Raw genomic sequence first — 24,310 nt, forward strand, 5'->3', positions numbered from 1 at the left:
ATGCCCCGAAGAGAACAGCTATCCATAAAATATCTTTTTGCCTCACTGTTGGCACTCTTGCCTTTGTGTGCCGATGCACAGATCGATGATGCCCCGAAGTTATTGGTTTGTATAACGGCAGATCAGTTGGATCCGGATGTTTTGGAACAGATAAAACCGTATTTAAGTGACAATGGGTTTCGGAGACTTTATTCACAAGGGTTTATTCACAAAAATGTGATATTTCCTTTTTCTCCTGTCAATCGTTCATCCGCAGTTGCTTCCATTTATAGCGGAACCACCCCGAATGTTCACGGTATAACAGGAGAGCTGATATATGATCGTTCGAAAAATACATTTCAGCCGATTTTAACCGATATTCATTATTCCGGCGTATACACGAGAGATGCTCTTTCTCCGGCAAATGTGCTATCGGGTATGATCGGAGACGAATTGAAAGCTGCCACAAATAATCATTCTGCCGTTTTCAGTGTTGCAGCAAATGGAACCGATGCTATTGCCGCAGGAGGTGTCAGTGCTGATGGAGCATATTGGATAGATGATAAGATTGCCGGATGGGCAACATCTTCTTTTTATCCGGAAATGCCCGGTTATTTAAGTCAGTACAATCGTTCAGCCGAGGGACCCAACCAAAGTGTTGTTAGTAAAAAATGGGAACCTTTACAAGGTTATAAGGCTATATCTTATCAATCTGCAAATCCAAAGTTTAAATACTTTTTCGGTTTAACGAAAATTGCAGAGTATAAGCATTCTGCTCTGATCAACGAAGAGATTACAACCGTAGCAAAAAAAATTATTGAAAACGGAGAGTACAACAGACATCGGGAGAAACCCGGTGTTCTTTTTGTGACATATTACTGTGGAAGATCATTGCAGGACAGGCTTTATGGCGTATCTCCGGAGCTTATCGATACATACATTCGATTAGACAGACAGTTGGCTTCTTTATTCTCTGTTTTGGACAGTAAAGCAGGGGCAGGAAAATATCTGGTATCTTTCACCGGTACAGGTTATATATTGGAGCCGGTATCCCATACAAAAGGAGAGGAACGAATAAACCGTGTTTTCAGCTCCAAAAAGATGAAAACGTTGGTCGACCTTTACTTGAAAGCAATATACGGAGGAAATGAAGAATGGGTCAAGGCGATAACAGCCGAAGGAGTTTTCCTGAATCGTAAACAGATTGAACATCGCAAACTTAATCTGGTAGAAGTTCAGCAGAAAGTAGCCGAACTTATCCGTGAAATGGACGGCGTGAAACTGGTGGCTACATCATCTCTTTTGAATAGTGGTGTTCTATTAAATGATGATATTGAAAAGCTGAGACTTTCGACTCACACCAATTCCTGTCCTGATATTGTTATCAGTTTTTTATCCGGATGGCAGACCGATGTTGAAGAGGTTTATTCTTCAACATCAAATTCTTCTCAACAAAAAAGAATAACACCTCTACAATACAGGCCTGTACAAGCTCCTTTTATCTTAATGGGAGCAGGAATACCACATAAGGTTTCGGATTTGCAAATTCGTGTTACACAGATAGCACCCACACTTTCCGGTTTCTTGAAAATCAGGGCTCCGAATTCGGCTTTTGACAAAGCTATCGAGATTAAATAATGATATAAACGAAGATACAATATACATATTATATGGGATTTAATGAATTCATGTCGAAACTGTTCGGCAACAAATCACAAAGGGACCTTAAAGAGATAACTCCTTATGTGGATAAAATAAAGAAAGTCTATCCGGAAATAGAACGCCTCTCGGATCATGAAATACGACTAAAGTCATTGGAACTGCGTAAGAGAGTGCAAGATTATGTAGCTGATGAGCGTAAACGTATTGAAGAGATCAAAGCTTCTATCGAGGAAAAAGAATATGAACAGCGGGAAGAAAGTTGGGCTGAAGTCGATAAAATAGAGAAGCAGATTTTGGATAAAATGGAGGATGTTTTGGATGAAATCCTCCCTGAGGCTTTTGCTATTATTAAAGATACGGCAAGACGTTTCAAAGAGCATGAAGAAATTGTTGTTCCGGCTACCGATTTAGACCGGGAATTGGCCATGAACCATGATTTTGTCCGTATAGAAGGAGATAATGCCATATTTACAAATCGTTGGGTCGCCGGAGGTAATGAAACAGTCTGGGATATGGTTCACTATGATGTGCAACTTATCGGCGGTGTTGTTTTGCATAAAGGTAAAATTGCAGAAATGGCTACCGGTGAAGGTAAAACTCTTGTTGCTACATTGCCGGTATTCCTGAATGCCCTTACCGGGAACGGGGTTCATGTGGTAACGGTGAACGACTATCTTTCTAAACGTGACTCTGAATGGATGGGTCCTCTTTATATGTTCCACGGTTTAACGGTCGATTGCATCGACAAGCATCAACCTAACAGCGAAGGTCGACGGAAAGCATATAATGCGGATATTACTTTCGGTACGAATAATGAGTTCGGCTTCGATTATCTGCGTGATAATATGGCCGGAAGTCCGGGCGAATTGGTTCAACGAAAACATAACTATGCTATCGTGGATGAGGTGGACTCCGTCCTTATCGATGATGCCCGTACTCCCTTGATTATTTCCGGGCCAATCCCTAAAGGAGATGATCAAATGTTCGAAGAATTCCTCCCTAACGTAGAAAAAGTAGTGAATGCTCAGCGTAAGTTGTGCGCTCAGATGCTTATTGATGCGAAGAATTTGATGCAGAGCGATAAAAAAGAAGAGCAGGAACAGGGGAGTACCTTATTGTTCCGTTCTTACAAAGGGCTTCCCAAAAACAAACAACTCATCAAATATTTGAGTGAGCCGGGGGTTAAAGCATCCATGCTTAAAACGGAAGAGTTTTATATGCAGGACAATATGCGTAATATGCACTTGGCCACGGATGAACTTTATTTTGTTGTAGATGAGAAAAACAATAGTCTGGAATTAACGGATAAGGGTATCGATTTGCTTACTTCTGGTACCAATGACTCTTCCTTCTTTGTTTTACCTGACATTGCAGCTGAATTGTCGGAACTGGATAATCAATCTTTAGACGAAGAAGCCAAAGCTGAGAAAAAAGAAGAGCTTTTGACTAATTATTCCATAAAAAGCGAACGGGTACATACGGTTAATCAATTATTGAAAGCCTATACGCTTTTTGAAAAGGATGACCAATATGTTGTAATGGACAACAAGGTGCTTATTGTCGATGAGCAGACCGGGCGTATCATGGATGGTCGTCGTTATTCGGATGGTTTGCATCAGGCTATCGAAGCCAAGGAACGTGTTAAAGTGGAAGCGGCAACCCAAACTTTTGCTACAATTACCCTGCAAAATTATTTCCGGATGTATCATAAACTATCCGGTATGACGGGTACGGCAGAAACAGAAGCCGGGGAGTTTTGGGATATTTATAAATTAGATGTTGTAGTTATTCCGACGAACAGACCCATTGCCCGAAATGACATGAATGACCGGATTTATAAAACAGAGAGAGAAAAATATGCTGCGGTCATCGAGGAGATTGTTTCATTGGTAGAAAAAGGGCGTCCTGTGTTGGTCGGTACAACATCGGTTGAAATATCCGAGTTGCTAAGCCGGATGTTGCAACTTCGCAAAATACCTCACAATGTATTGAATGCCAAACTGCACCAAAAAGAAGCGGATATTGTGGCAATGGCAGGACAGTCGGGCACGGTTACTATCGCAACCAACATGGCCGGTCGTGGTACGGATATCAAGCTCTCTCCTGAAGTTAAAGCTGCCGGAGGTTTGGCGATTATAGGTACGGAACGACATGAAAGCCGACGGGTGGACAGACAGCTTAGAGGACGTTCCGGTCGTCAGGGCGATCCGGGTTCTTCGGTTTTCTATATTTCACTTGAGGACCATCTTATGCGTCTGTTTGCCTCGGACAGATTGGCCTCTATGATGGATAAACTCGGATTTAAGGAAGGTGAAATGCTCGAACACAGTATGCTGAGTAAATCCGTGGAGAGAGCTCAAAAGAAAGTGGAAGAAAATAACTTCGGCATACGTAAGCGTCTACTCGAGTATGATGATGTAATGAACTCTCAAAGAGAGGTAATATACACTCGTAGACGTCATGCTCTTATGGGAGAGCGTATCAGCTTGGATGTGATGAACACCATATATGATGCCGGACGGAATATTATTGAGAATTTTCAGGGAATGGACGACTTTGAGGGATTTCGTGAAAATTTGCTCAGAGTATTAGCCATTGACAGTCCTTTTGATGACTCTCGTTTTCGTTCAGGAAAAATCGAACAACTTGCCGATGAATTATTTGACACCGCCTATCATGTGTATAAACGTAAAATGGAGAATATCATTGAAGTGGCATATCCTATTCTTCACAAGGTTTATACCGAGCAAGGAGCTGTATTCGAACGTATATTGATACCATTGACGGATGGGCGCAGAACATACAACATCAGCTGTAACCTGAAACAGGCAGATGAAACGAATGGCAAATCTTTGGTAAAAGAGTTTGAAAAGGCTATTGTATTGCATCAGATTGACGAAGCATGGAAAGAGCATTTGCGTGAAATGGACGAGTTGCGGAATTCTGTACAAAATGCTTCATACGAAAACAAAGATCCTCTGCTGATTTATAAACTGGAATCTTTCGAGTTATTCAAAAACATGGTTGAAACCATGAATCGAAAGACTGTAAGTATACTGATGCGCGTGAAACTGCCTTTGCCTGCTGCAGACGAAAATGCGAGCCGGGAAATGCAAGTCAGACAGGATGTACCGCAGCGTCGTAGCGATATGAATAAATATAAGGCATCGAAGTCTGATATTTATTCGGATAACCCTGAACAGCGAGCAGCAGCTTCAGCACCTCAAAAACAGGTCCGGAACGAGCCTGTTCGTGCAGAAAAGAAAGTCGGACGAAATGATCCTTGTCCCTGTGGTAGTGGAAAAAAATTTAAGAATTGCCATGGTAAGGGCATTTAATAAATACTAAGTTGCATATATTTGGATATAGAAGTTTCTCCTTTTTAGGAGTGGCTTCTATCTCCTTTTATTATTGCCTATGATTTACTCAATGACCGGTTTTGGAAAGGCGACAGCCGAGTACGGAAACAAAAAAATTATAGTGACGGTACGGACACTTAACAGCAAACAAGCTGATATTCAAGTTCGTATGCCTGCTGCTTTCAAGGAAAAAGAGTTTGAAATTCGTAATCTGCTTACATCCGAATTGCAACGGGGAAAAATAGATTTTACTCTTTCAGTGGAAGAGCAAAATACTTCTGCTGTGGGGGCTGTTAATCTTCAGCCCGAGCAAATAAAAGAATATGTACATCAGATTCGTTGTATAAGTCAGGAGGCGGATATTCCGGAACCTATCAATTGGTTTGAAGTGCTTTTGCGTTTGCCCGGATCGACATCTCCCATACAGGTAAATGAAGAGAATACCGATGAAATCTGTCAAGAAGAGTGGGATATTGTCAAAACGGCAATTATCGATAGCCTGAAACAATTAAATGAGTTTAGAAAACAGGAGGGAACCATGTTGCAGAAAGTTCTTTCTGAAAAAATAGAAAACATCGGTTCACTGTTAAGAGAGATAGATCAACCCGAGGGAGAAAGAGTGGCACAAATCAAAGCCAAATTAGAGGAAGCGTTAAAACAGATTTCAGAAGGCTTCGATCGAAATCGCCTGGAACAGGAAATGATCTACTATGTAGAAAAATTAGATGTCAATGAAGAAAAGACTCGATTGAGAAATCATCTGGATTATTTCCTTTCGACTATGGATACTTTACCCGGACAAGGTAAAAAGTTAGGGTTTATTGCTCAGGAAATAGGCCGTGAAATCAATACTCTGGGCTCGAAAAGCAATCATGCAGAAATGCAGCAGCTTGTAGTACGGATGAAAGATGAACTGGAGCAGATAAAAGAGCAGGTTTTGAATGTATTGTAACACTCAGAATATCTTTTTGCGTTTGAAATATCAATTAACGACCTTATAATATATTACTAATATAAAACACACATCTTATGGACAAGTTTATCCCGCATGTGACCAATGAGACTGCAAGATTAAAAAAAGTGGTATTGGGCTTACCGGACAGTATAGGCCCCGTACCTTCTCTCTCTGAAACTTATGATGCCAAGAGTTATGAGGCTGTAGAAAAAGGCGTTTTCCCTTCTCAAAACAGCATTGTTCGAGAAATGAATGCGCTACTGGATGTGCTGAACAAATATGACGTTGAAGTTGTAAGACCTGAACCTTTAAATGATTATAATCAGGTTTTTGCACGTGATGTTGCCTTTACGATTGATAATACTTTATTCGTTTCCAATTTGATTGAAGACAGAGCCAAGGAAACGAATGCCTTCAGTAATATTTTTGCCTCAATATGCAATGGACATTTAGAGCGTCTACCGGAAAAAATCCACGCAGAGGGAGGCGATGTGCTTTTGTATGATGATATTCTTTTTATCGGCACGTATCTGGCATCCGATTACTCTTCGTATAAAACAGCCCGAACCAATCAATATGCCATTGACTTTTTCCGTGAAAGATTTCCTGATAAGACAATTGTTCCTCTGCAACTTCGCAAACATGACTCAGATCCATATCGATCTGTTTTGCATCTCGACTGTGCTTTTCAGCCTGTTTCAAAAGGGCGCGCTTTAATCTATCGCAAGGGTTTTTTACATGAAAATGAAGTGGCTCAAATAGATGAAATCTTCGGGCGAGACAATCTTTTTGAAGTAACTCCTGAAGAGGCCTATTATATGAATACAAATGTTTTTTCAATATCTCCGGAGGTTATAATAACCGAAGAAAAGTTCGTACGCCTGAACGAACATCTGCGAAACCAATGGGAAATGACGGTGGAAACAGTTCCATATGCTGAAATCTCCAAAATGGGTGGACTGTTGAGATGCTCAACGATGCCACTGGTACGTGAATAAAAAGCATGGGTATCAAACAGAAAGAAATATTCGTGTGCTCTGAATGTGGAGCTCAATACTCTAAATGGCAGGGGCAATGTAATTTCTGCAAACAATGGAATACAATTGCAGAAGAAACCGTTTTTATTGACAAGAAAAAGACATTATCCAAAGAAAACTTTTCATCGAGCAATTCAAAACCGGTTTTCCTGAAAGATATTCAGACCCATGGCGAACACCGCATAGATTTGGGTGACAGTGAATTCAACCGGGTATTGGGTGGTGGCCTTGTCGATGGTTCGTTTATTTTATTGGGCGGAGAGCCGGGTATTGGAAAAAGTACCCTGATTCTGCAAACAGTGATGCGTTTGCCTGATTGTACAACTCTTTATGTCTCAGGAGAAGAAAGCCTGAGCCAGTTGAAAATGCGGGCAGAACGTTTGGGTGAAAACAGCGGTAACTGTTTGATTTATTGTGAAACATCCATTGAGAAAATTTTGTCTACAGCTAAAGAATTCTCGCCTGATATTATTGTTATAGATTCCATTCAGACAATCTATACGAACATCAGCGACAGTTCTCCGGGAAGTGTTTCACAGATTCGAGAATGTGCCAATCTGTTGCTACAGTTTTCCAAAACTCACAATACCCCTGTAATCCTCATTGGCCATATCAACAAGGAAGGTACGATTGCCGGTCCTAAGATTTTGGAGCATACCGTAGACGTTGTGCTCCAATTCGATGGAGATAAACATTATTTGTATCGCATTTTACGTGCTCAAAAAAATCGCTTCGGCAGCACATCCGAGTTAGGTATTTATGAGATGTGTACAAATGGTCTTCGCATTGTGAACAACCCTTCGGAGCATTTGATCAGTTATAACAAAGATTTACTCAGCGGTGTGGCTATTGCTGTTGCCATGGAAGGGGTTCGTTCTTTCTTAATAGAGGTGCAAGCATTGGTTAGCTCGGCTGTTTATAACAATCCGCAACGTTCGGCCACAGGATATGACTTGAGACGAATGAATATGCTGTTGGCCGTATTGGAGAAAAGAGCCGGTTTCAAACTGATACAAAAAGATGTTTTTCTCAATATTGCAGGAGGTTTGCGTATCAATGACCCTGCTTCCGATCTGGCTGTAATAACCTCTGTCTTGTCCTCCAATTTAGATCTGCCTATTCCTCCCGATCTGTGCATGACCGGAGAAGTCGGCCTGAGTGGAGAAGTAAGGCCTGTAAGCCGGATCGAACAGCGTATTATGGAAGCCCATCGAGTCGGTTTTACTTCCATAATAATTCCTGCGGCAAACTATAAATCAGAAGATAAAAAACGCTATCCTATCAACCTTGTTCCCGTTTCCCGGGTAGAGGAAGCTTTTCGTTATCTTTTTACCGGTAATCAATAAATAAACGTATATGCAGAGTATAAAGCTGCGAGTTTCCCCGAAACAGGCTGCAGATATGCAGCAATTGAAATCTCTTTGCGCTTCCAAAATAAAGATTCCTTACAGTCAGATCGATCAGGTTATCATAAGAAAACGGGCTATCGATGCCCGTCAGAAAAATATCTTTATAGAACTGTCCTTGGATATTTATGAGGTCGGAGAATCTTATATAGAAGACACGTTTCGAGATATCAGCTATGGAAATGTACACAACGCTCCATCCGTAATCGTGGTGGGAGCCGGACCTGCGGGTTTATTTGCAGCCTTGCGATTGATTGAATTGGGTAAAAAACCGATTATCGTAGAGCGGGGACAGGATGTCATGAATCGAAGAAAAGATATCGCTATAATCGAAAAAACCGGCATAGTCAATCCTGAGAGTAATTACGGCTATGGAGAAGGTGGAGCAGGGGCTTTTTCGGACGGCAAGCTATATACCCGGAGCACCAAAAGAGGTGATGTTAACCGCGTACTGAGAATACTCTGTAAACACGGAGCGAGCAAGTCTATTTTAATCGATGCTCATCCACATATCGGTACCGAACGCCTGCCTGTCGTTATCAAAGCCATTCGAGAGCAGATTCTTGCAAGTGGCGGGGAAGTATATTTCAATACCAAGATGACGGAACTTATTATGAAAAACGGTTCGGTGACCGGTATCATCACGGCAGATGGTCGCGAATTCACAGGTCCGGTCATTTTGGCTACAGGACACTCCGCTCGTGATGTTTACAGGCATTTATGGCAAAAAAAAGTAGACCTTGAAATCAAAGGTATAGCCGTAGGTGTACGGTTGGAGCATCCTCAGCATTTGATCGATCAGATCAGATACCATAGTGTGAAGGGTAGGGGAGATTATCTTCCTGCCGCAGAATATACTTACACAGCACAAGTGGAGGAGCGAGGGGTGTATAGCTTCTGTATGTGTCCCGGCGGTTTTATTGTTCCTGCTTCAACTTCTCCTGGTGAAATGGTGGTAAATGGCATGAGTCCTGCCAACAGAGGATCAAACTGGGCTAATAGTGGTATGGTGGTGGAAATCAGGCCTGAAGATTTTTCTAAAAAAGAATTGCTTTCTCCTCTGCAATGTCTGGAATGGGTCGAAGAGTTGGAGAGGAGCAGTTTTTATGCTGCTAATCGAACATTACGTGCTCCCGCACAAAGAATGACAGATTTCATTGCACGTAAAACATCTGTCGATCTACCTTCATCTTCATATCGTTTGGGCTTGACTCCCGGCAATTTATATGATTGGATGCCTGCGATGATTACAGAGCGTTTAGCCCGGGCTTTTAAAGTTTTTGATAAGAAAACTCCCGGATTTTTAACCTCCGAAGCTCAGTTAATAGCCATTGAAAGCCGGACGTCTTCCCCCGTTCGTATTCCAAGAAGGCGTGAAGACCGTAAACATGTATCGGTAGATGGACTTTATCCTGCGGGAGAAGGAGCCGGATACGCAGGCGGTATCGTGTCTGCAGCATTGGACGGTATTAACTGTGCAGATGCTGTGGCGACCCGGGTATAAAAGGAGTTATCCGAAAAAGAACCCGGGAGCACCAAACTGAAGTCGATATACCCGGGTTTCTTTTTATAAAATTATAAGGAGAATTTTTTTATGATCGCCTCCAAATCTCCCATGCTTCATTCGCTTGTAAAATAAGCATTTCCAATCCATTTTTTATTCGTGCCCCCCTTGCTTCGGCCTGTTTAAGGAATTCCGTTTTTTCAGGATTATAGATCAGATCGTAACAAAGTTGATTGTCCGATAAGGCATGATAAGGAATTTCGGGAGCTTTATCGATATACGGTTGCATACCCAAAGGAGTTGCATTCACAATAATCGTATAGCTTGTCAAAACTTCAGGCGTTATGTCATGATACGATTTTTGTGCACCTTGCGGGGTACGACTGACAACATCGCAAGCTATTCCCAATCGTTTGAACGATCGTTCTACAGCTTTCGATGCACCTCCGGAACCCAATATAAGAGCTTTTTGGAACGGAGGTAAATCCAGATTGCGAATAGTTTCTTCAAAGGCCAGATAATCCGTATTGTAACCCCAAAACTCTTTCCGTCCTAAAAATCCCCGTTTAATTTTCACCACATTCACAGCCCCGATTAATTTAGCTTCGGGGTCTATATATGATAAATGATTCAATATATTTTCTTTGTGTGGGGAAGTCACATTAAAACCACGCAACGACGGGTTCTGCTTCAGGATGCCGGATAAATCCTTAAGCGATTCTATCGCAAAGGGTTTATACTCCGCATTTAATCCTTCGGCCTTGAATTTTGCATTAAAGTAATCAGCGGAAGCGGAGTGTTCCAGAGGGAAACCGATTAATCCGTAAGTTTTCATTTGATTGCCATATATACAGTACATGTACCTGGTTCGAAGCTCTGATAATAAGGATCATCAAAGCCTGCTTCTTTCAGCAGACCGGCTAATTTTTCGCGCTGAGGAACGTCTGTGATGGATTTGGGCAAATAAGTGTATGCCTCTTTGTCATGTGAAATAATATTTCCGGTAAACGGAATAAAATGATTTGCATAAAAAGAGTACAAACACTTTATAAAGGAGTTTCTCGGTTCACTCAACTCTAATATCATCAAAGGTGAACCGGGCTTAAGCACTCGATACAATTCCTTAAGTGCAAGCGGAATATTTTCAAAATTCCGTAATCCGAAAGCTGTAGTAACCGCATCGAAAGTATTATCCTCAAAAGAAGTGGATGTGCAATCCTGTTTTTCCAATTCGATTATATGCTCCAGCTCCAACTCTCTTATTTTGCGATTTCCCAGCCTCAGCATTTCGTCCGAAATATCGATGCCGATGATTTTCTCTATACCGGGTATGGTCTGGCACATATCGATAGCCAAATCTCCCGTTCCCGTTGCTACATCAAGAATTTTACGGGGTCCGAAAGGCGCCACTTTGCGTAGCGCTTTCTTCCTCCAGGAAACGTCCATACCCAAAGAGATAATGTGATTCAACCGGTCATAGTTTGGCGCTATCCGGTTGAACATTTTGCGTATTTGCTCTACTTTGGGCTGATCTTCATTGTAGGGTTTAATCATCTAATGCAGTCTTCAAATTATTGAATATCCGTTCTTCAAGATTATCCGTTTTCTCTACGATAAAAGGCTTACCTACCACTTTTTCATACAATTCCACATACCGATCTGTCACACTCCGGCAATATTCGGGTGTCATTTCAGGTACTTTTTGTCCGTCTTTCCCTTCAAATCCGTTAGCAATAAGCCACTGGCGCACAAACTCTTTGGAAAGCTGCCTTTGCGGTTCTCCCTTTTCAAAACGTTCCTGATAGCCATCGGCATAGAAATAACGTGAAGAATCCGGCGTATGAATTTCGTCTATCAGATAAATTTTACCGTCTTTTTTGCCGAATTCATACTTGGTATCCACTAAAATCAAACCTCTTTCACCAGCCATTTGCTGCCCGCGGGCAAACAAAGCATACGTATATGCTTCTATCTGTTTGTAATCCTCTTCAGAAATCAGTCCCCGGGCTATGATTTCTTCCCTTGAAATATTTTCATCATGCCCCTCATCGGCTTTTGTGGTAGGAGTAATTACAGGTGTTTCAAAAGCCTGATTTTCTTTCATCCCTTCAGGTATGTTTATACCGCAAAGATTTCGTTCGCCGGCCTTATACGCTCGCCAGGCACTGCCTGTCAGATAACCTCTGATGACCATCTCTACCTTGAAAGGTTCGCAGCGTATCCCGTATGTAACCATAGGGTCGGGAGTAGATATTTTCCAGTTAGGCACAATATCTTTCGTGGAATCCAAAAAATGTGCGGCTATTTGATTCAATACCTGCCCTTTGGATGGGATGCCCTTGGGAAGAACCACATCGAAAGCAGAAATACGGTCTGTGGCAATCATGGCTATACGGTCATTGCCAAAGAAATATACGTCGCGCACCTTACCATGATAAACTCCGGTCTGTTTCGGGAATTTAAAGTCTGTCTTTGTTAATGTTTGATTCATATTTCAATATTTATTTAGTTTTATTTTGTGTTAAAATCCCGTTCTGTGAACATGGCATTGTCATAAGCATCCACAATACGTTCTACCAAGGGGTGACGAACAATGTCTTTTTTATTGAACTCAATTAAACCGATGCCGGGCACATCCTGCAGAATGGAGAGTGCATCTTTCAAACCGGAACGCACCCCCCTCGGCAGATCTATCTGTGTTATATCTCCTGTGACAATCATTTTTCCCCCCATGCCCAAGCGTGTAAGAAACATTTTCATTTGCTGTGCAGTCGTATTTTGTGCTTCGTCCAAAATAATTACCGCATCATTCAAAGTACGCCCTCTCATAAATGCCAGTGGGGCTATCTGGATGGTGCCGTTATCCATATAATCCCTTAGCTTTGCTCCCGGTATCATTTCACCCAGTGCATCATAAAGAGGCTGCAGATAAGGATCCAGTTTATCTTTCATTTCTCCCGGCAGGAAGCCCAATTTTTCACCGGCTTCCACAGCCGGTCTGGAAAGGATGATACGCCTTACCTGTTTGTTCTTAAGTGCTTTAACTGCCAGACTGATTGCAATAAAAGTTTTTCCCGAGCCTGCCGGCCCGATGGCGAAGCAAAGACCGTTTTTCTCAAACTCCTCCACCAGTTTCTTTTGATTCTCACCCCGTGCGGCAATGGCTTTTCCTCCTAAGCCATACAAAATTAAGTTGTCCGGTGCTTTATTTTTTCTGTTAAGTGTATCATTACCCTGTTTCAGGTTCAATATATCTTGCTCTGAAAGGCTGTTGTATTTACAGCAGTGCGCTTCGATAACCTCTAAAAGCCGGAGTAGTGCCTCCGTTTCACGTGCTTCTCCCAAAATCTTGATTACATTTTTATGCATCCTGATTTTTACTTTAGGGTAGATATTTGAAAGAAGGGCCAGATTAGACTGATTTACTCCTGAAAAAACATTAGGATCAGCATCCTCCAAAATGTACAAACGTTCTGTCATCTATGTATCAATCTCTATTTGTCCGTTCCAATAAGCGGACAATCTCTTTTGTGAAATCCGAATATTCGGAAATGAGTTTTTCTATCGATATGGGCATCCGGTAGTCCCATGCCTGGTGTGGGTTTTCCGGATGATTGATCTGCTCTTCTGCCGGAGATTGGATGTGAAGCCTGCGATCTATCGACATCCAGTCCGAAAGAGGTAAGATAACCAACATAGACGGACTTTGCAAGTTGTGATAGATAATGCGGTGAAAAGTTTTATCTGCATGCGGATAATCTTCCGACAAATCTTCTGAAACATCCGCCAGACGTCTCATATAGGCATCCTGGTCTTTTTTATCCAATTCTTCCCACCACAATCTTAGCGGAGCCATATCGTGCGTACTTGTGGTACAGACCGAATAGTAAGGGAAAGTTTCCGTATCATTATATCCCGAAAGTGTAAATGTTTTGGGCATTCGCTCCAATTCCAAAGAAAAAACCTGAAGCTCCTTCAACACTTCGGGCACCGATGGAGGTATCATGCCTAAATCCTCTGCACAAACCAGCATATCTGTACTTCTATGCATCGGTATCAGACGTTTGAGAGCCGTTTGTTTCCACAGTTCGTTGTTCCTGTTGAAAAAGAAATCCAAATCCAGTTTCCTCCAGGCTTGCCGGTTTTCTGCTCCCAAGCGGTTAAACAGCAAACTTTTTTCCAAAGCAACCCGAGGGTGCAGTTTCTTATACTTATACGGGTCAGGAAGGAATAAAACCTCGGTACATAATTGTTTAAGGGCGTTTATGCTCTTTTCCCCTCCGGGGATATGAGCGGGATCGATTTCTTCATAATATTTTTGCCCGAACTGATTTAGAGTATAAAAGGAGCTTTCCGGAACCGGAATCACAAACCCTTCCCATATCAAGGCTTTGACGTATTCCCCAAAAAGAGAAGTCAGATCTTCACGGTGTATAAGCGGTATGGTGAGCATATCTTCACGGAAATGAAACCCATATTGCTCTATTTCCTCGATAGAATAGGGAAGTGCAGGATTAAAATGCCCCAGCAGACCCGAACGATGAATAGTGGGTATCTCCCATATTCTGAAAAAACCTAATATATGGTCTACTCTAAAAGCTTGGAAGTAGTTCGACATAAACCGGAAACGCTCTTTCCACCATTTGAAATTATTTCGTTCGCCTTCCTCCCAATTGTATGTGGGAAAGCCCCAATTTTGTCCCTCGGCCGAAAAATCGTCGGGTGGGGCACCGGCCTGTTGATTTTCGTTGAACAGCTCCGGGTGCACCCATACATCCATACCTTTTGGGGATACACCTATGGGAATATCTCCTTTAAGCAAAATGCTTTTTTCGGCAGCATATTCGCTTACCGCTCTTAATTGGGTAAACAGCAAGAACTGGGTATACGAATAAAATAAGGCTGCATCTTTGTTCTCTTCCAATTCGAGCCACTTGGTTACAGTGTTCTGATCATACTCGGTAAACAATGGCCATTCTGAGGGAGGAGTCCCCTGGTGAGTGTCTCGTAAAACACAATAAGCCTGATAGGGGATAAGCCATTCGGTATTTTCCATACAAAAATTGATGTACGGTCGTTTCTTTATTACAGATGCCGATTGTTCTTTGAAGTGCAGTCTTAGATATTCTTCTTTAAGCTTATAAACTTCTTTATAATCGATTCTATCCAGATTCCTCAATCCTTTTGCCCTTTGCTCGAATTTTTGCTGCTGTTCCGGGTGTTTTAGAGGAGGCAAAGCCTGAATGTCGACATAAATCGGGTTTATGGCATTAACCGATATATTATTATACGGATAGGAGTCTTGAATATCCCTGGTGAATGTGGTATCATTGATCGGGAGCATCTGGAAAACATGCAGTTTCGCTTCACTTGCCCAATCAATGGCTTTGCGTAAAGAACCGAAGTCCCCGATACCGAAATCATTTTCACTTCTCAAAGAAAAAAGAGGTATAACAACACCTGAAAAATGAGGAGAGTAGTTGTTCTCTTCAAAATGTAAACCGATGAGCGATGTTATATCATATTTGCCTGTTGGTTTTAGCTTGAAGGTCCGGTTTTCACATGTTTCCCAACGGATATTTTTTTTGTTTTCATCCGAAATAAAGAATTTGAATTTGATTTCTTTATTCATGGATAACCGGTCTATTTCTGTGGTAAAGGTCCATTCTCCTTTGCCCAGATAGTTCATCTCTAAAGCTTTTTGAGGATCCCATTCTCCAAGTTTGGGAGTATTTCCCGAAAGGTACAGACGCATATTTTGCGGCACGGTAGGGGCATAGATCTGAAATCTCATTTTTTCACCGCCTTTCGTGCGCTTAACTTCGGGATAATGTTCTCGTTCGTGCTTAAAAAGCACATCATAAAAAGAAGAACTGTAAAAAGGAGCATTGGCCGGTCTGTCGATCCACCTGTCGTCCATAAATAACGTTTTTACAGGCTCGGTAATAAGCATATGGTGCATTCTTTTCCATTCCCGTCTGTAAACTTCACCACGTTCATTTTTTACAAAATAATAATATACGAAATCTTTTCTGCGCCCATCGATGGAGACTGTTCCTTCCCAACGGTCATCGCCATTTGCGGTCAACTGTAAGGCCTGTTCTCCTTCGTCCCAATTGCCCAGTTCGACAATAGAGCCCGTGATACATAATTTTTGTCCCCATTCAGCTCTATATTTAATCGAAAACGTAATATCCATAAATTTTGTAAAAGTGCTCTTGTTTAATATACAAAGGTAAAAAAACGGGTAGTATTACGGGTAATCTTAATTATCTGTTTTTTTAGTTTTCTTGTAATCAATTAAACATAATAATGATTATAAAATTTTATTGATATAAAAACAGAAATGATTTGAAACGGTATCGATTGAAACAAATATAAAGACCTAACAGCATGAATATCAAGGAAAAACATGGAAACTTGAAATGCTGGAAAAAATCCTTAAGGAAAATGAAAATTCTCTGCCTGATGGATTTTCAACGAAGTTAACTTGGATTTTTATTCTTTGCCTGAAGAATTTTCAACCATCAGGCAGAAAATTTCAGATTGCCAATGAATTGGATTTTCTTTTAAGAAAGAATTACATAAAAAGAAACCCCGAGAAAATATTTCTCGAGGTTCTTATTATTAAATTCGGTAAATGCTTATCAGAGTTTTGGACCCGCACATACCAGAGCTTTTCCGGACTCATTGGTCGTGAACTTATCGAAGTTCTTGATAAAGCGTTCTGCCAGATCTTTTGCTTTTGTTTCCCATTCTGAAACATCTGCATAGGTATCACGAGGATCCAAAATTTGGGGATCTACACCCGGTAATGCCGTGGGAACTGTAAAATCAAAGTAAGGAATAGACTTGGTCGGAGCTTTATCGATAGAACCGTCCAAAATGGCATCGATTATACCACGGGTATCTTTGATGGAAATTCGTTTCCCTGTGCCATTCCAACCGGTATTCACCAAATAAGCTGTAGCTCCTGTTTTTTCCATTTTTTTCACCAATTCTTCCGCATATTTAGTTGGATGCAGAGAAAGGAATGCAGCCCCGAAACAAGCCGAGAATGTAGGTGTAGGCTCTGTAATACCCCGCTCGGTACCGGCTAATTTTGCTGTAAATCCGGACAGGAAATAGTACTTCGTTTGTTCGGGAGTAAGAATAGAAACCGGAGGCAATACACCGAAAGCATCTGCAGACAGGAAGATAACTTTGTTTGCATGACCGGCGTGCGAAATGGGTTTAACGATATTATCGATATGATAAATCGGATAAGAAACACGGGTATTTTCCGTTACGGACTTATCGGAGAAGTCGATCTTGCCGTTGGCATCTACAGTCACGTTCTCAAGTAAAGCATCTCTACGGATGGCATTGTAAATATCAGGTTCGTTTTCCTTACTCAGGTTAATAACCTTGGCATAACAACCTCCCTCAAAGTTGAAAATACCGTTGTCATCCCAACCGTGTTCGTCGTCACCGATCAGTTTACGTTTGGGATCTGTAGACAAAGTGGTTTTACCGGTACCGGATAAACCGAAGAAAATGGCCGTTTCCTTATCATCCATACTGGTATTGGCCGAACAGTGCATGGAAGCCATTCCGGCCAAAGGCAAACGATAGTTCATGTAAGAAAACATACCCTTCTTCATTTCACCACCATACCAGGTGTTAATGATAACCTGTACTTTTTCCGTCAGGTTGAATACAACGGCCGTTTCGGAATTCAAGCCTAACTCCTTGTAGTTTTCGACCTTGGCTTTGGAGGCATTCATTACCACGAAATCCGGTTCCCCGAAATTCTCCAACTCGGCTTTGGTAGGACGGATAAACATGTTCGTAACAAAATGAGCCTGCCATGCGACTTCCATGATGAAACGGATCTTGATACGGCTGTTTTCATTGGCTCCGCAGAAAGCGTCGACTACATAAAGCGGTTTATTGCACAATTCATTTACCGCAATCTTTTTAATAGCTTTCCACGCTTCCGGAGATACGGGTTTGTTGTCGTTTTTATATTCTTCGGATGTCCACCAGATGGTATTCCGTGTGGTATCGTCCAGAACAAAGAATTTATCTTTCGGTGAACGGCCGGTATAAACTCCGGTCATTACGTTCACTGCTCCTAATTCTGTTAATTGACCTTTTTCATAGCCTTCGAGATCTGATTTTGTTTCATGCTCGAATAAAAGTTCGTATGAAGGATTGTGAAAAATCTCTTTTACGCCTGTGATCCCATACTTGGATAAATCTAAATTGCTCATTCTAATTAGATGTTAAATGATTATTGTAATTGTGAAATTTTCTCTCTTTTAATTCCCATCAACCCTTTATGAGAATACTGCTATGTTTGTAACAAGCAAATATTCATCTATGTTGTATAAATACTTCATCCTAACTATCTACAAATATAACACAATTAAGGAAAAAAATACTCAATAATATCCGAATAATACGATTAACTCTGAAAATAAAATAAGATCATCCGCAAATAAAGCAAGTTAATATCCAGAATTTGAATTGATTATGTGATTTTGTTTAATTAAATTTGAAAGAAAACCCAATTTACATTGTTATGAAAAATAATTCTTTAATCATCACCATTATTGCTTCGGTTGCTTTGATTCTGGCAGCTGCGGTTTTTGGCTCTCGAATAGCTCAAATAAAGAAACCGGCTAAGGCCGTAAAAGTGACCGGAATATGTGAGCGGACATTTGAGAGCGACCTGATTGTCTGGAAAGCCAGATTCAGTGCACAAAACATGGATCTCCAATCCGGTTTCTCGCAACTGAAAGAAGATCGGGAGCAGGTTTTGAAATTTCTGGAGGGTAAAGGAATTGCAAAAGATATGATAGACCTATCTTCTATCAGCGTAGAGAAAATGTTCGATTCAAGGTATAACAACAATAATTACTACAACGTTTTTACGGGCTATAAACTGACTCAGACCGTGAAAATCGAGAGCAATGATGTGGACAAAATCGAAAAAATAAGTAAAGACGTTACCGAACTCATTAACAATGATGTGATGATCGAGTCGGAAATGCCCAAGTACTACTACACCAAGCTGGATGATCTGAAGATAGAGATGTTGGAAAACGCCTCGGCCGATGCTTATGAGAGAGCTTCCGTGATTGCACAAGGAAGTAAGAGCAAAATCGACAGGCTTACTCAATCTCAAATGGGCGTTTTTCAGATTGTGGGCTACAATTCCGATGAAGATTATAGCTGGGGTGGAACTTTTAATACGTCAAGCAGAAAGAAGACAGCTTCGATTACGGTTAAATCGACTTTTACTCTTAAGTAAGAGATATAACTGTCATCGTTTAATAAAAGCAACGGTATGTCATCATACGCAAAATACTGCATTGCTTGCGACCTTCGGCTTCGGTCACGTACTTTTTAGCACGGTCTCTTGAGTCTCGTCTTAGGCCGCCTTGTACTTTACGCTTTCTGACGTACCTAAAAGGGGGTGTGTCAAAACATGAAATTGAGAGAAGTTTCCTTTCATATCGATAGTTACCACCCTTTCTAATCAAATAAAACAATCGCTATCATTGAGTTTTTAGCTCTTTGATAGCGATTGTTCTTTACAAATGACAGTTGATTTAGGCAGAATGGAGTTTTGACACAGCTCCTTTATTTTATAACTTTCTCTTGAAAACGGTTAAAACTTCTTTGACTTGCTCCGATAAGGGAAGCATGGCATCGATCATGTTTAACTTTATTCCTCTTCGTTCCATACCCCGAAACCAGGTCATTTGTCTTTTGGCAAACTGATGGATGGCTATTTCGAGTTGTTCGGCCATCTCTTGATAAGAAATTTCCCCGATTACATATAGTGTAACGTATTTATACTCCAAACCGTAGTATATAAGATCTTCTGCTTTTACTCCGGAGGCAAGCAGTCTTTCCACTTCCTGGGTCATACCTGCTTTCAAACGTTTTTGTAATCGGGCCGAAATTCTTGCCCGCCTTTCTTCTCGTGGCAGATCCAGGCAAAAATTGACGCTGTTTACAGGAGGGAATCCCGTTTTCTCGGTAGGATGCTTACTGATATAGTCTGCAATCTCAATAGCTCTTATCGTTCGTCTTGGATTGTCGATGTCCGTTTGATTATGCAGAGGACCGTAACCCTTCAGTCTTGTAACGAGTTCATCCATAGAAAAATGAGACAATTCTTTCCTCAGAGACTCATTTGCAGGAACATCGGGAAGGTTGTATCCTCTTAAAATACTTTCTGCATACATACCTGTACCGCCACATATAATCGGATGCTCTATTCCTCTTGAATAAATATCTTCTAAGGCTTTATGGCAATCGTGTTGAAATTCAAACAGATTGTATCGTTCGCCGGCATTACGAATATCGATAAGATGATATTTGATCTCTTTTCCTTTAACGATGTAATCTTCAAGGTCTTTTCCTGTACCGAGATCCATACCTTTATAGACCTGTCGACTGTCTGCGCTTATAACTTCACTGCCCAGCTCGAAGGCGAGCCGGGCAGCAAGTCTTGTTTTTCCGGAGGCCGTAGGGCCTAAAAGAGTCAGAATCATTCGCGTTCTTTTCTAATGACATCGTGTGCACCTCCCTCAATAATGGAAGTGCTTGATACTAATGTTATTTTGGCAGAACGATGCAGTTGTTCGAGATTGATACTCCCGCAGCTACACATGGTTGCTTTTATTTTACTGAGAGTAAGATCGAGATTGTCTTTCAGCTTACCGGCATAGGGTACATAGCTGTCCACACCTTCTTCAAATTTAAGTCCGGCATTGCCACCACTGTCGTATCTCTGCCAGTTTTGTGCTCTGTTTGAGCCTTCCCCCCAATACTCTTTTACATAGTTATTGCCGATTTTCAGTTTACGCGTGGGCGATTCATCAAAGCGGGCAAAGTAGCGCCCCATCATCAAAAAGTCCGCTCCCATGGCCAAAGCCAAAGTCATGTGGTAATCATGTACGATACCCCCGTCGCTACAGATGGGAATGTATATGCCATGCTTCTCAAAATATTCATTACGGGCTTTTGCCACATCCATAACAGCCGTTGCTTGTCCGCGACCGATACCTTTTTGTTCACGCGTAATACAGATACTGCCTCCGCCGATACCTATCTTAATGAAATCAGCCCCGGCATCGGCTAAAAAATTAAATCCTTCTGCATCTACGATATTTCCGGCACCTACGGCTACCTTATCGCCATAGTTGGCCTTAATCCATTTGAGCGTATCGCCTTGCCATTCGGAGAAACCGTCGGAAGAATCGATACATAAAACATCGGCTCCTGCTTCTATCAATGCCGGTACACGCTCTTTATAGTCACGGGTGTTTATGCCGGCACCTACTAATAACGTTTTGGTTTCTTTATTAGAAAGCTCAAGGGGATTTTCCTTGTGACTGTCGTAGTCTTTGCGGAAAACAAAATATATAAGTCTGCCCTTTTCATCCACAATGGGCAATGTATTCAACTTATGATTCCAAATAATGTTGTTGGCTTCTTTCAGAGAAATCCCATATTTGCCCACGGTCAGTTTTTCCATTGGAGTCATGAAGTCTTTAACTTTTTTATCCAAACTGTCCGTACCGATACGGTAATCTCTACTTGTAATGATTCCGCACAATTTGCCGTTCGGAGTACCGTCTTCGGTAACACCTATCGTACTGTGTCCGGTAATTTCACGGATTTTCAACACATCTTGCAGCTCATCTTCCGGACGTACATTGGCATCGCTGGTTACGAATCCGGATTTGAACTTCTTTACCCGGTGTACCATCTCTGCCTGTTCTTCTATCGTCTGTGAACCATAGATAAAAGATAAACCTCCGTTACGAGCCAATGCAATCGCCAATGTATCATTGGAAACGGACTGCATGATAGCCGAAACAAAAGGTATATTAAGATGAATACGTGATTCTTCGCCCTTCTTATAACGTATCAAAGGAGTTTTTAAGCTGACATTGTCCGGGGTACATTCATGGGTTGTCAATCCGGGAATAAGAAGGTATTCACCGAAGGTGTGTGATAGTTCGTTAATTAATAGAGCCATTTTTCAAATTATTTTATCCGGGTAATTTCTTTTATATATCTATTAAAACTATTAGGAGACAATACAAAAGTAATACTTTTAAGCTATACTTAAGTAAAGAAAGGCTTTGTACAAGCTGTTTCTGCAGAGTGTTTTGAGGAACAGTTTTTTCGTTTTTGTTATAGCTCTCCTATCTATAATAATCTATGGCGAACAATACTGTTTCGGGTTCATCCACACGAGTAATGGACAAATGGTACAAAGAGTCGTTTACGGCATCTTTGCAGTATCCGGCCACCAATCTCTCTCCATGCAAGGCTTCTTTGTTGAAGTTCATAACAGCTCTTTTACAAAAACCTGTTTCGGGTAAGGCCTCTTCCAACGGTAAAATATCAAAACAACGTTCGATGTAACGCATGCTGTTAAAATGTTTGTTTATGTCCATGGAACTATACCCTACCTCAAACGGCAAACCGTATTTGAATGGAGAAAATGAGGGTAACTTTTGCGGAGCTTCTATGCTGTGTTCGAATGTTACCTCTATATTTTTATCCGGAAATATTTCAGTCATCCTGACAGGACTTCGTTTTTCCAAATCGATGGCCGACCAGACGCTCGAAGCATATCCGATAACCTCATCATCCTGAGCGATCTGATAACAGCGAAGTGTGGTAATACCGAATATTTTATCCACCCATGTGGAGATATGCAGGTTGGAATTGCCGTGAATTGCACGCTTTAATTCAATGGCTAAGCGTATGAGTACCCAACTATGTTTTTTCGACTGCAATTTTTCTACACCGAATCCGTTGCGATCGGCGTGTAACTCTGCTGTATGAACCAGATAGTTGGCAAGTGTTGCAATAGACAGCTTTTTTCTATAATCCAGCATGAAAGGTGCGGGAGCATAACCTGCCGTAAGTATTTTATCCTTCTGTTCAATAAATAAATTCATCGTTTATCGGTTTTTTATTAGTCATCGGTACCGGTTTCGGACAAATGTCGTATTCTCCAGTGTGAGGGGTATAAATTATTGGAACGGTTCCCCAAATGATTTACAAACCCCAGGGGAAGATTTTTATGAGTGATTAAAACATATCCTTTTTTGATGCTTTCGGGTACAGTTATCGCTTCCCGTTTAAGATATTTAAGAGCATCCTGTCTGTTGATATCATAAATGTCAAAAATATCTCTGTTCAGCCCGGAACTCATAGCCAGTGCAGGTGTCGGCATCCATTTTCGCCCTTTGTTTTCGGCTACGGCTATGCCAAAAGAGAGTACTTCGATGTTTTTGTCGAACAATCTTCGCTTGATTTCTGATACGGTGTTCGACATGGCATGAACAATACCCTCTTTATCCATTTCCCATTCATATCCGGAAGAATTTCCGACCCAGTTTTTTACATCATCCGTAATCATCGGTCTGCTTATCTGTTTACCTTTCTTCGTGTTTCCCGCAGAGATATTAATCTTTTTTATATCCATCCCATCCGTTTTCTGCAACACAGCCATAAAGAGACCTTCCCCTTTTGTCAAATGCGGCATAAAACGATAGCAAATATGCTTGCCATGGGCAGACACCGGCACATCCAGAGGTAAAGCCATCGGCTGTGCACCGTATCTCTGTACCAGATAATCGAGCTGTTCCTCATTTTCTTTTATGTTGAAGGTGCATGTACTGTATACCAGCAACCCTCCGGGGCTCAACAAAGGCCAGGCACAGTCCAGTATTTCCCGTTGCCTTTTTGCACAGGTATCTACTGCATCTATGCTCCATTCCGCCCTCGCATTCTGATCTTTACGAAACATACCCTCTCCCGAGCAGGGAGCGTCTACCAAAATCAAATCGAATAAAAGCCCTGTTTCTCTCCATTGTGCAGGAGCACTTCTCGTTATAATCTGCTCCGGATGTCCCCACTTGATCATATTTTCACACAGGATATGAGCCCGTGCAGGTACAATCTCATTACTTATCAATACGGATTTATCCGGCAGAATATCTCTCAGTAACGTACTTTTACCTCCCGGAGCCGCACACAAATCCAAAGCTACCATCGGTTCTCTCTCTCTTAAAAGAGATTTAACCGCATGCAAAGCCATGGATGATGCTTCCTGAACGTAAAAAGCACCGCCATGGAATTGCGGTATTTCAGAAAAACGGGGACGTTCAGACAAATAAAAACCATTGTTGCACCATGGGACCGGCAACAGCTCTTTCAGTTCGATGAAAGCATTCTCTTCTCTCCATTTGTTGGGGTTTATACGAATAGATACAGGAGGAGCGTCTTCTAAAGAATTCAATAATCTTAGGGTCTCTTCCTTACCCAAAAGCTCGGTCATCTGTTGTTCGAACCCCGGTGGAATAGCTACATTCTGTGCCATCTGT

17 protein-coding genes are annotated in these 24,310 nt (G+C 41.5%); 7 read left to right on the plus strand and 10 right to left on the minus strand.

The genetic code is table 11. From position 1 onward, the window contains the following. The 6 genes from A3GI_RS0109010 (at nt 1) to A3GI_RS0109035 (ending at nt 9,902) form a co-directional block, all read left to right on the plus strand. Nucleotides 1–1,617 (plus strand): alkaline phosphatase family protein, encoded by a 1,617-nt coding sequence (locus tag A3GI_RS0109010; RefSeq protein WP_018361125.1) that lies wholly within the window; start codon nt 1–3, stop codon nt 1,615–1,617. A gap of 32 nt (nt 1,618–1,649) precedes the next feature. After that, on the plus strand, nt 1,650–4,979 hold the full coding sequence (gene secA, locus A3GI_RS0109015) for a preprotein translocase subunit SecA (protein WP_018361126.1): 3,330 nt from the start codon (nt 1,650–1,652) through the stop codon (nt 4,977–4,979). Nucleotides 4,980–5,058: 79 nt separating this feature from the next. Further along, nucleotides 5,059–5,952 (plus strand): YicC/YloC family endoribonuclease, encoded by an 894-nt coding sequence (locus A3GI_RS0109020; protein WP_018361127.1) that lies wholly within the window; start codon nt 5,059–5,061, stop codon nt 5,950–5,952. A gap of 77 nt (nt 5,953–6,029) precedes the next feature. Next, nucleotides 6,030–6,953: a dimethylarginine dimethylaminohydrolase family protein gene (locus A3GI_RS0109025; protein ID WP_018361128.1), complete on the plus strand. Its 924-nt coding sequence runs from the start codon at nt 6,030–6,032 to the stop codon at nt 6,951–6,953. Between the two features lie 5 nt (nt 6,954–6,958). Next, nucleotides 6,959–8,338, plus strand: coding sequence for a DNA repair protein RadA (radA, locus tag A3GI_RS0109030; protein WP_018361129.1), 1,380 nt, complete (start codon nt 6,959–6,961; stop codon nt 8,336–8,338). 10 nt (nt 8,339–8,348) lie between these two features. Beyond that, on the plus strand, nt 8,349–9,902 hold the full coding sequence (locus A3GI_RS0109035) for an NAD(P)/FAD-dependent oxidoreductase (protein WP_018361130.1): 1,554 nt from the start codon (nt 8,349–8,351) through the stop codon (nt 9,900–9,902). An 88-nt stretch (nt 9,903–9,990) separates the two neighbouring features. On the opposite strand, the gene A3GI_RS0109040 is transcribed toward A3GI_RS0109035, so the two are convergent. From A3GI_RS0109040 to pckA, 6 genes are all read right to left on the minus strand, one after another. Next, nucleotides 9,991–10,737: a shikimate dehydrogenase family protein gene (locus tag A3GI_RS0109040; protein ID WP_018361131.1), complete on the minus strand. Its 747-nt coding sequence runs from the start codon at nt 10,735–10,737 to the stop codon at nt 9,991–9,993. Further along, entirely contained in the window at nt 10,734–11,456 is a 723-nt protein-coding gene (gene ubiE, locus A3GI_RS0109045) for a bifunctional demethylmenaquinone methyltransferase/2-methoxy-6-polyprenyl-1,4-benzoquinol methylase UbiE (protein WP_018361132.1), read from the minus strand. Before ubiE ends, A3GI_RS0109040 begins: the two co-directional genes overlap by 4 nt. Continuing rightward, on the minus strand, nt 11,449–12,393 hold the full coding sequence (locus A3GI_RS0109050; RefSeq protein ID WP_018361133.1) for a phosphoribosylaminoimidazolesuccinocarboxamide synthase: 945 nt from the start codon (nt 12,391–12,393) through the stop codon (nt 11,449–11,451). The genes ubiE and A3GI_RS0109050 overlap by 8 nt, the downstream gene beginning before the upstream one ends. A gap of 20 nt (nt 12,394–12,413) precedes the next feature. Further along, nucleotides 12,414–13,382 (minus strand): PhoH family protein, encoded by a 969-nt coding sequence (locus tag A3GI_RS0109055; RefSeq protein ID WP_018361134.1) that lies wholly within the window; start codon nt 13,380–13,382, stop codon nt 12,414–12,416. A 7-nt stretch (nt 13,383–13,389) separates the two neighbouring features. Further along, nucleotides 13,390–16,101, minus strand: a complete 2,712-nt coding sequence (locus tag A3GI_RS0109060; RefSeq protein WP_018361135.1) for a 4-alpha-glucanotransferase — start codon at nt 16,099–16,101, stop codon at nt 13,390–13,392. Between the two features lie 448 nt (nt 16,102–16,549). After that, nucleotides 16,550–18,157 carry a phosphoenolpyruvate carboxykinase (ATP) gene (gene pckA / locus A3GI_RS0109065; RefSeq protein ID WP_018361136.1) on the minus strand — a complete coding sequence of 536 codons (1,608 nt, stop codon included), beginning with the start codon at nt 18,155–18,157 and terminating at the stop codon, nt 16,550–16,552. Between the two features lie 311 nt (nt 18,158–18,468). Between pckA and A3GI_RS0109070 the strand changes: the two genes are divergently transcribed. Then, nucleotides 18,469–19,200, plus strand: coding sequence for an SIMPL domain-containing protein (locus tag A3GI_RS0109070; protein WP_018361137.1), 732 nt, complete (start codon nt 18,469–18,471; stop codon nt 19,198–19,200). Nucleotides 19,201–19,537: 337 nt separating this feature from the next. Here the strand turns inward: A3GI_RS0109070 and miaA are convergent, their stop codons facing one another. From miaA to A3GI_RS0109090, 4 genes are all read right to left on the minus strand, one after another. Beyond that, nucleotides 19,538–20,449, minus strand: coding sequence for a tRNA (adenosine(37)-N6)-dimethylallyltransferase MiaA (gene miaA / locus A3GI_RS0109075; RefSeq protein WP_026216044.1), 912 nt, complete (start codon nt 20,447–20,449; stop codon nt 19,538–19,540). Continuing rightward, nucleotides 20,449–21,945, minus strand: coding sequence for an IMP dehydrogenase (locus A3GI_RS0109080; RefSeq protein ID WP_018361139.1), 1,497 nt, complete (start codon nt 21,943–21,945; stop codon nt 20,449–20,451). Before A3GI_RS0109080 ends, miaA begins: the two co-directional genes overlap by 1 nt. Nucleotides 21,946–22,114: 169 nt before the next feature. Beyond that, the gene (locus A3GI_RS0109085) at nt 22,115–22,879 is read right to left on the minus strand and encodes an acyl-[acyl-carrier-protein] thioesterase (RefSeq protein ID WP_018361140.1); all 765 of its coding nucleotides are present in this window, start codon (nt 22,877–22,879) and stop codon (nt 22,115–22,117) included. A gap of 17 nt (nt 22,880–22,896) precedes the next feature. Beyond that, entirely contained in the window at nt 22,897–24,306 is a 1,410-nt protein-coding gene (locus A3GI_RS0109090) for a methyltransferase RsmF C-terminal domain-like protein (protein WP_018361141.1), read from the minus strand. Nucleotides 24,307–24,310 lie beyond the last annotated feature (4 nt).

The sequence above is a fragment of the Porphyromonas macacae DSM 20710 = JCM 13914 genome, assembly GCF_000379945.1.
Taxonomy (GTDB): Bacteria; Bacteroidota; Bacteroidia; order Bacteroidales; family Porphyromonadaceae; genus Porphyromonas; species Porphyromonas macacae.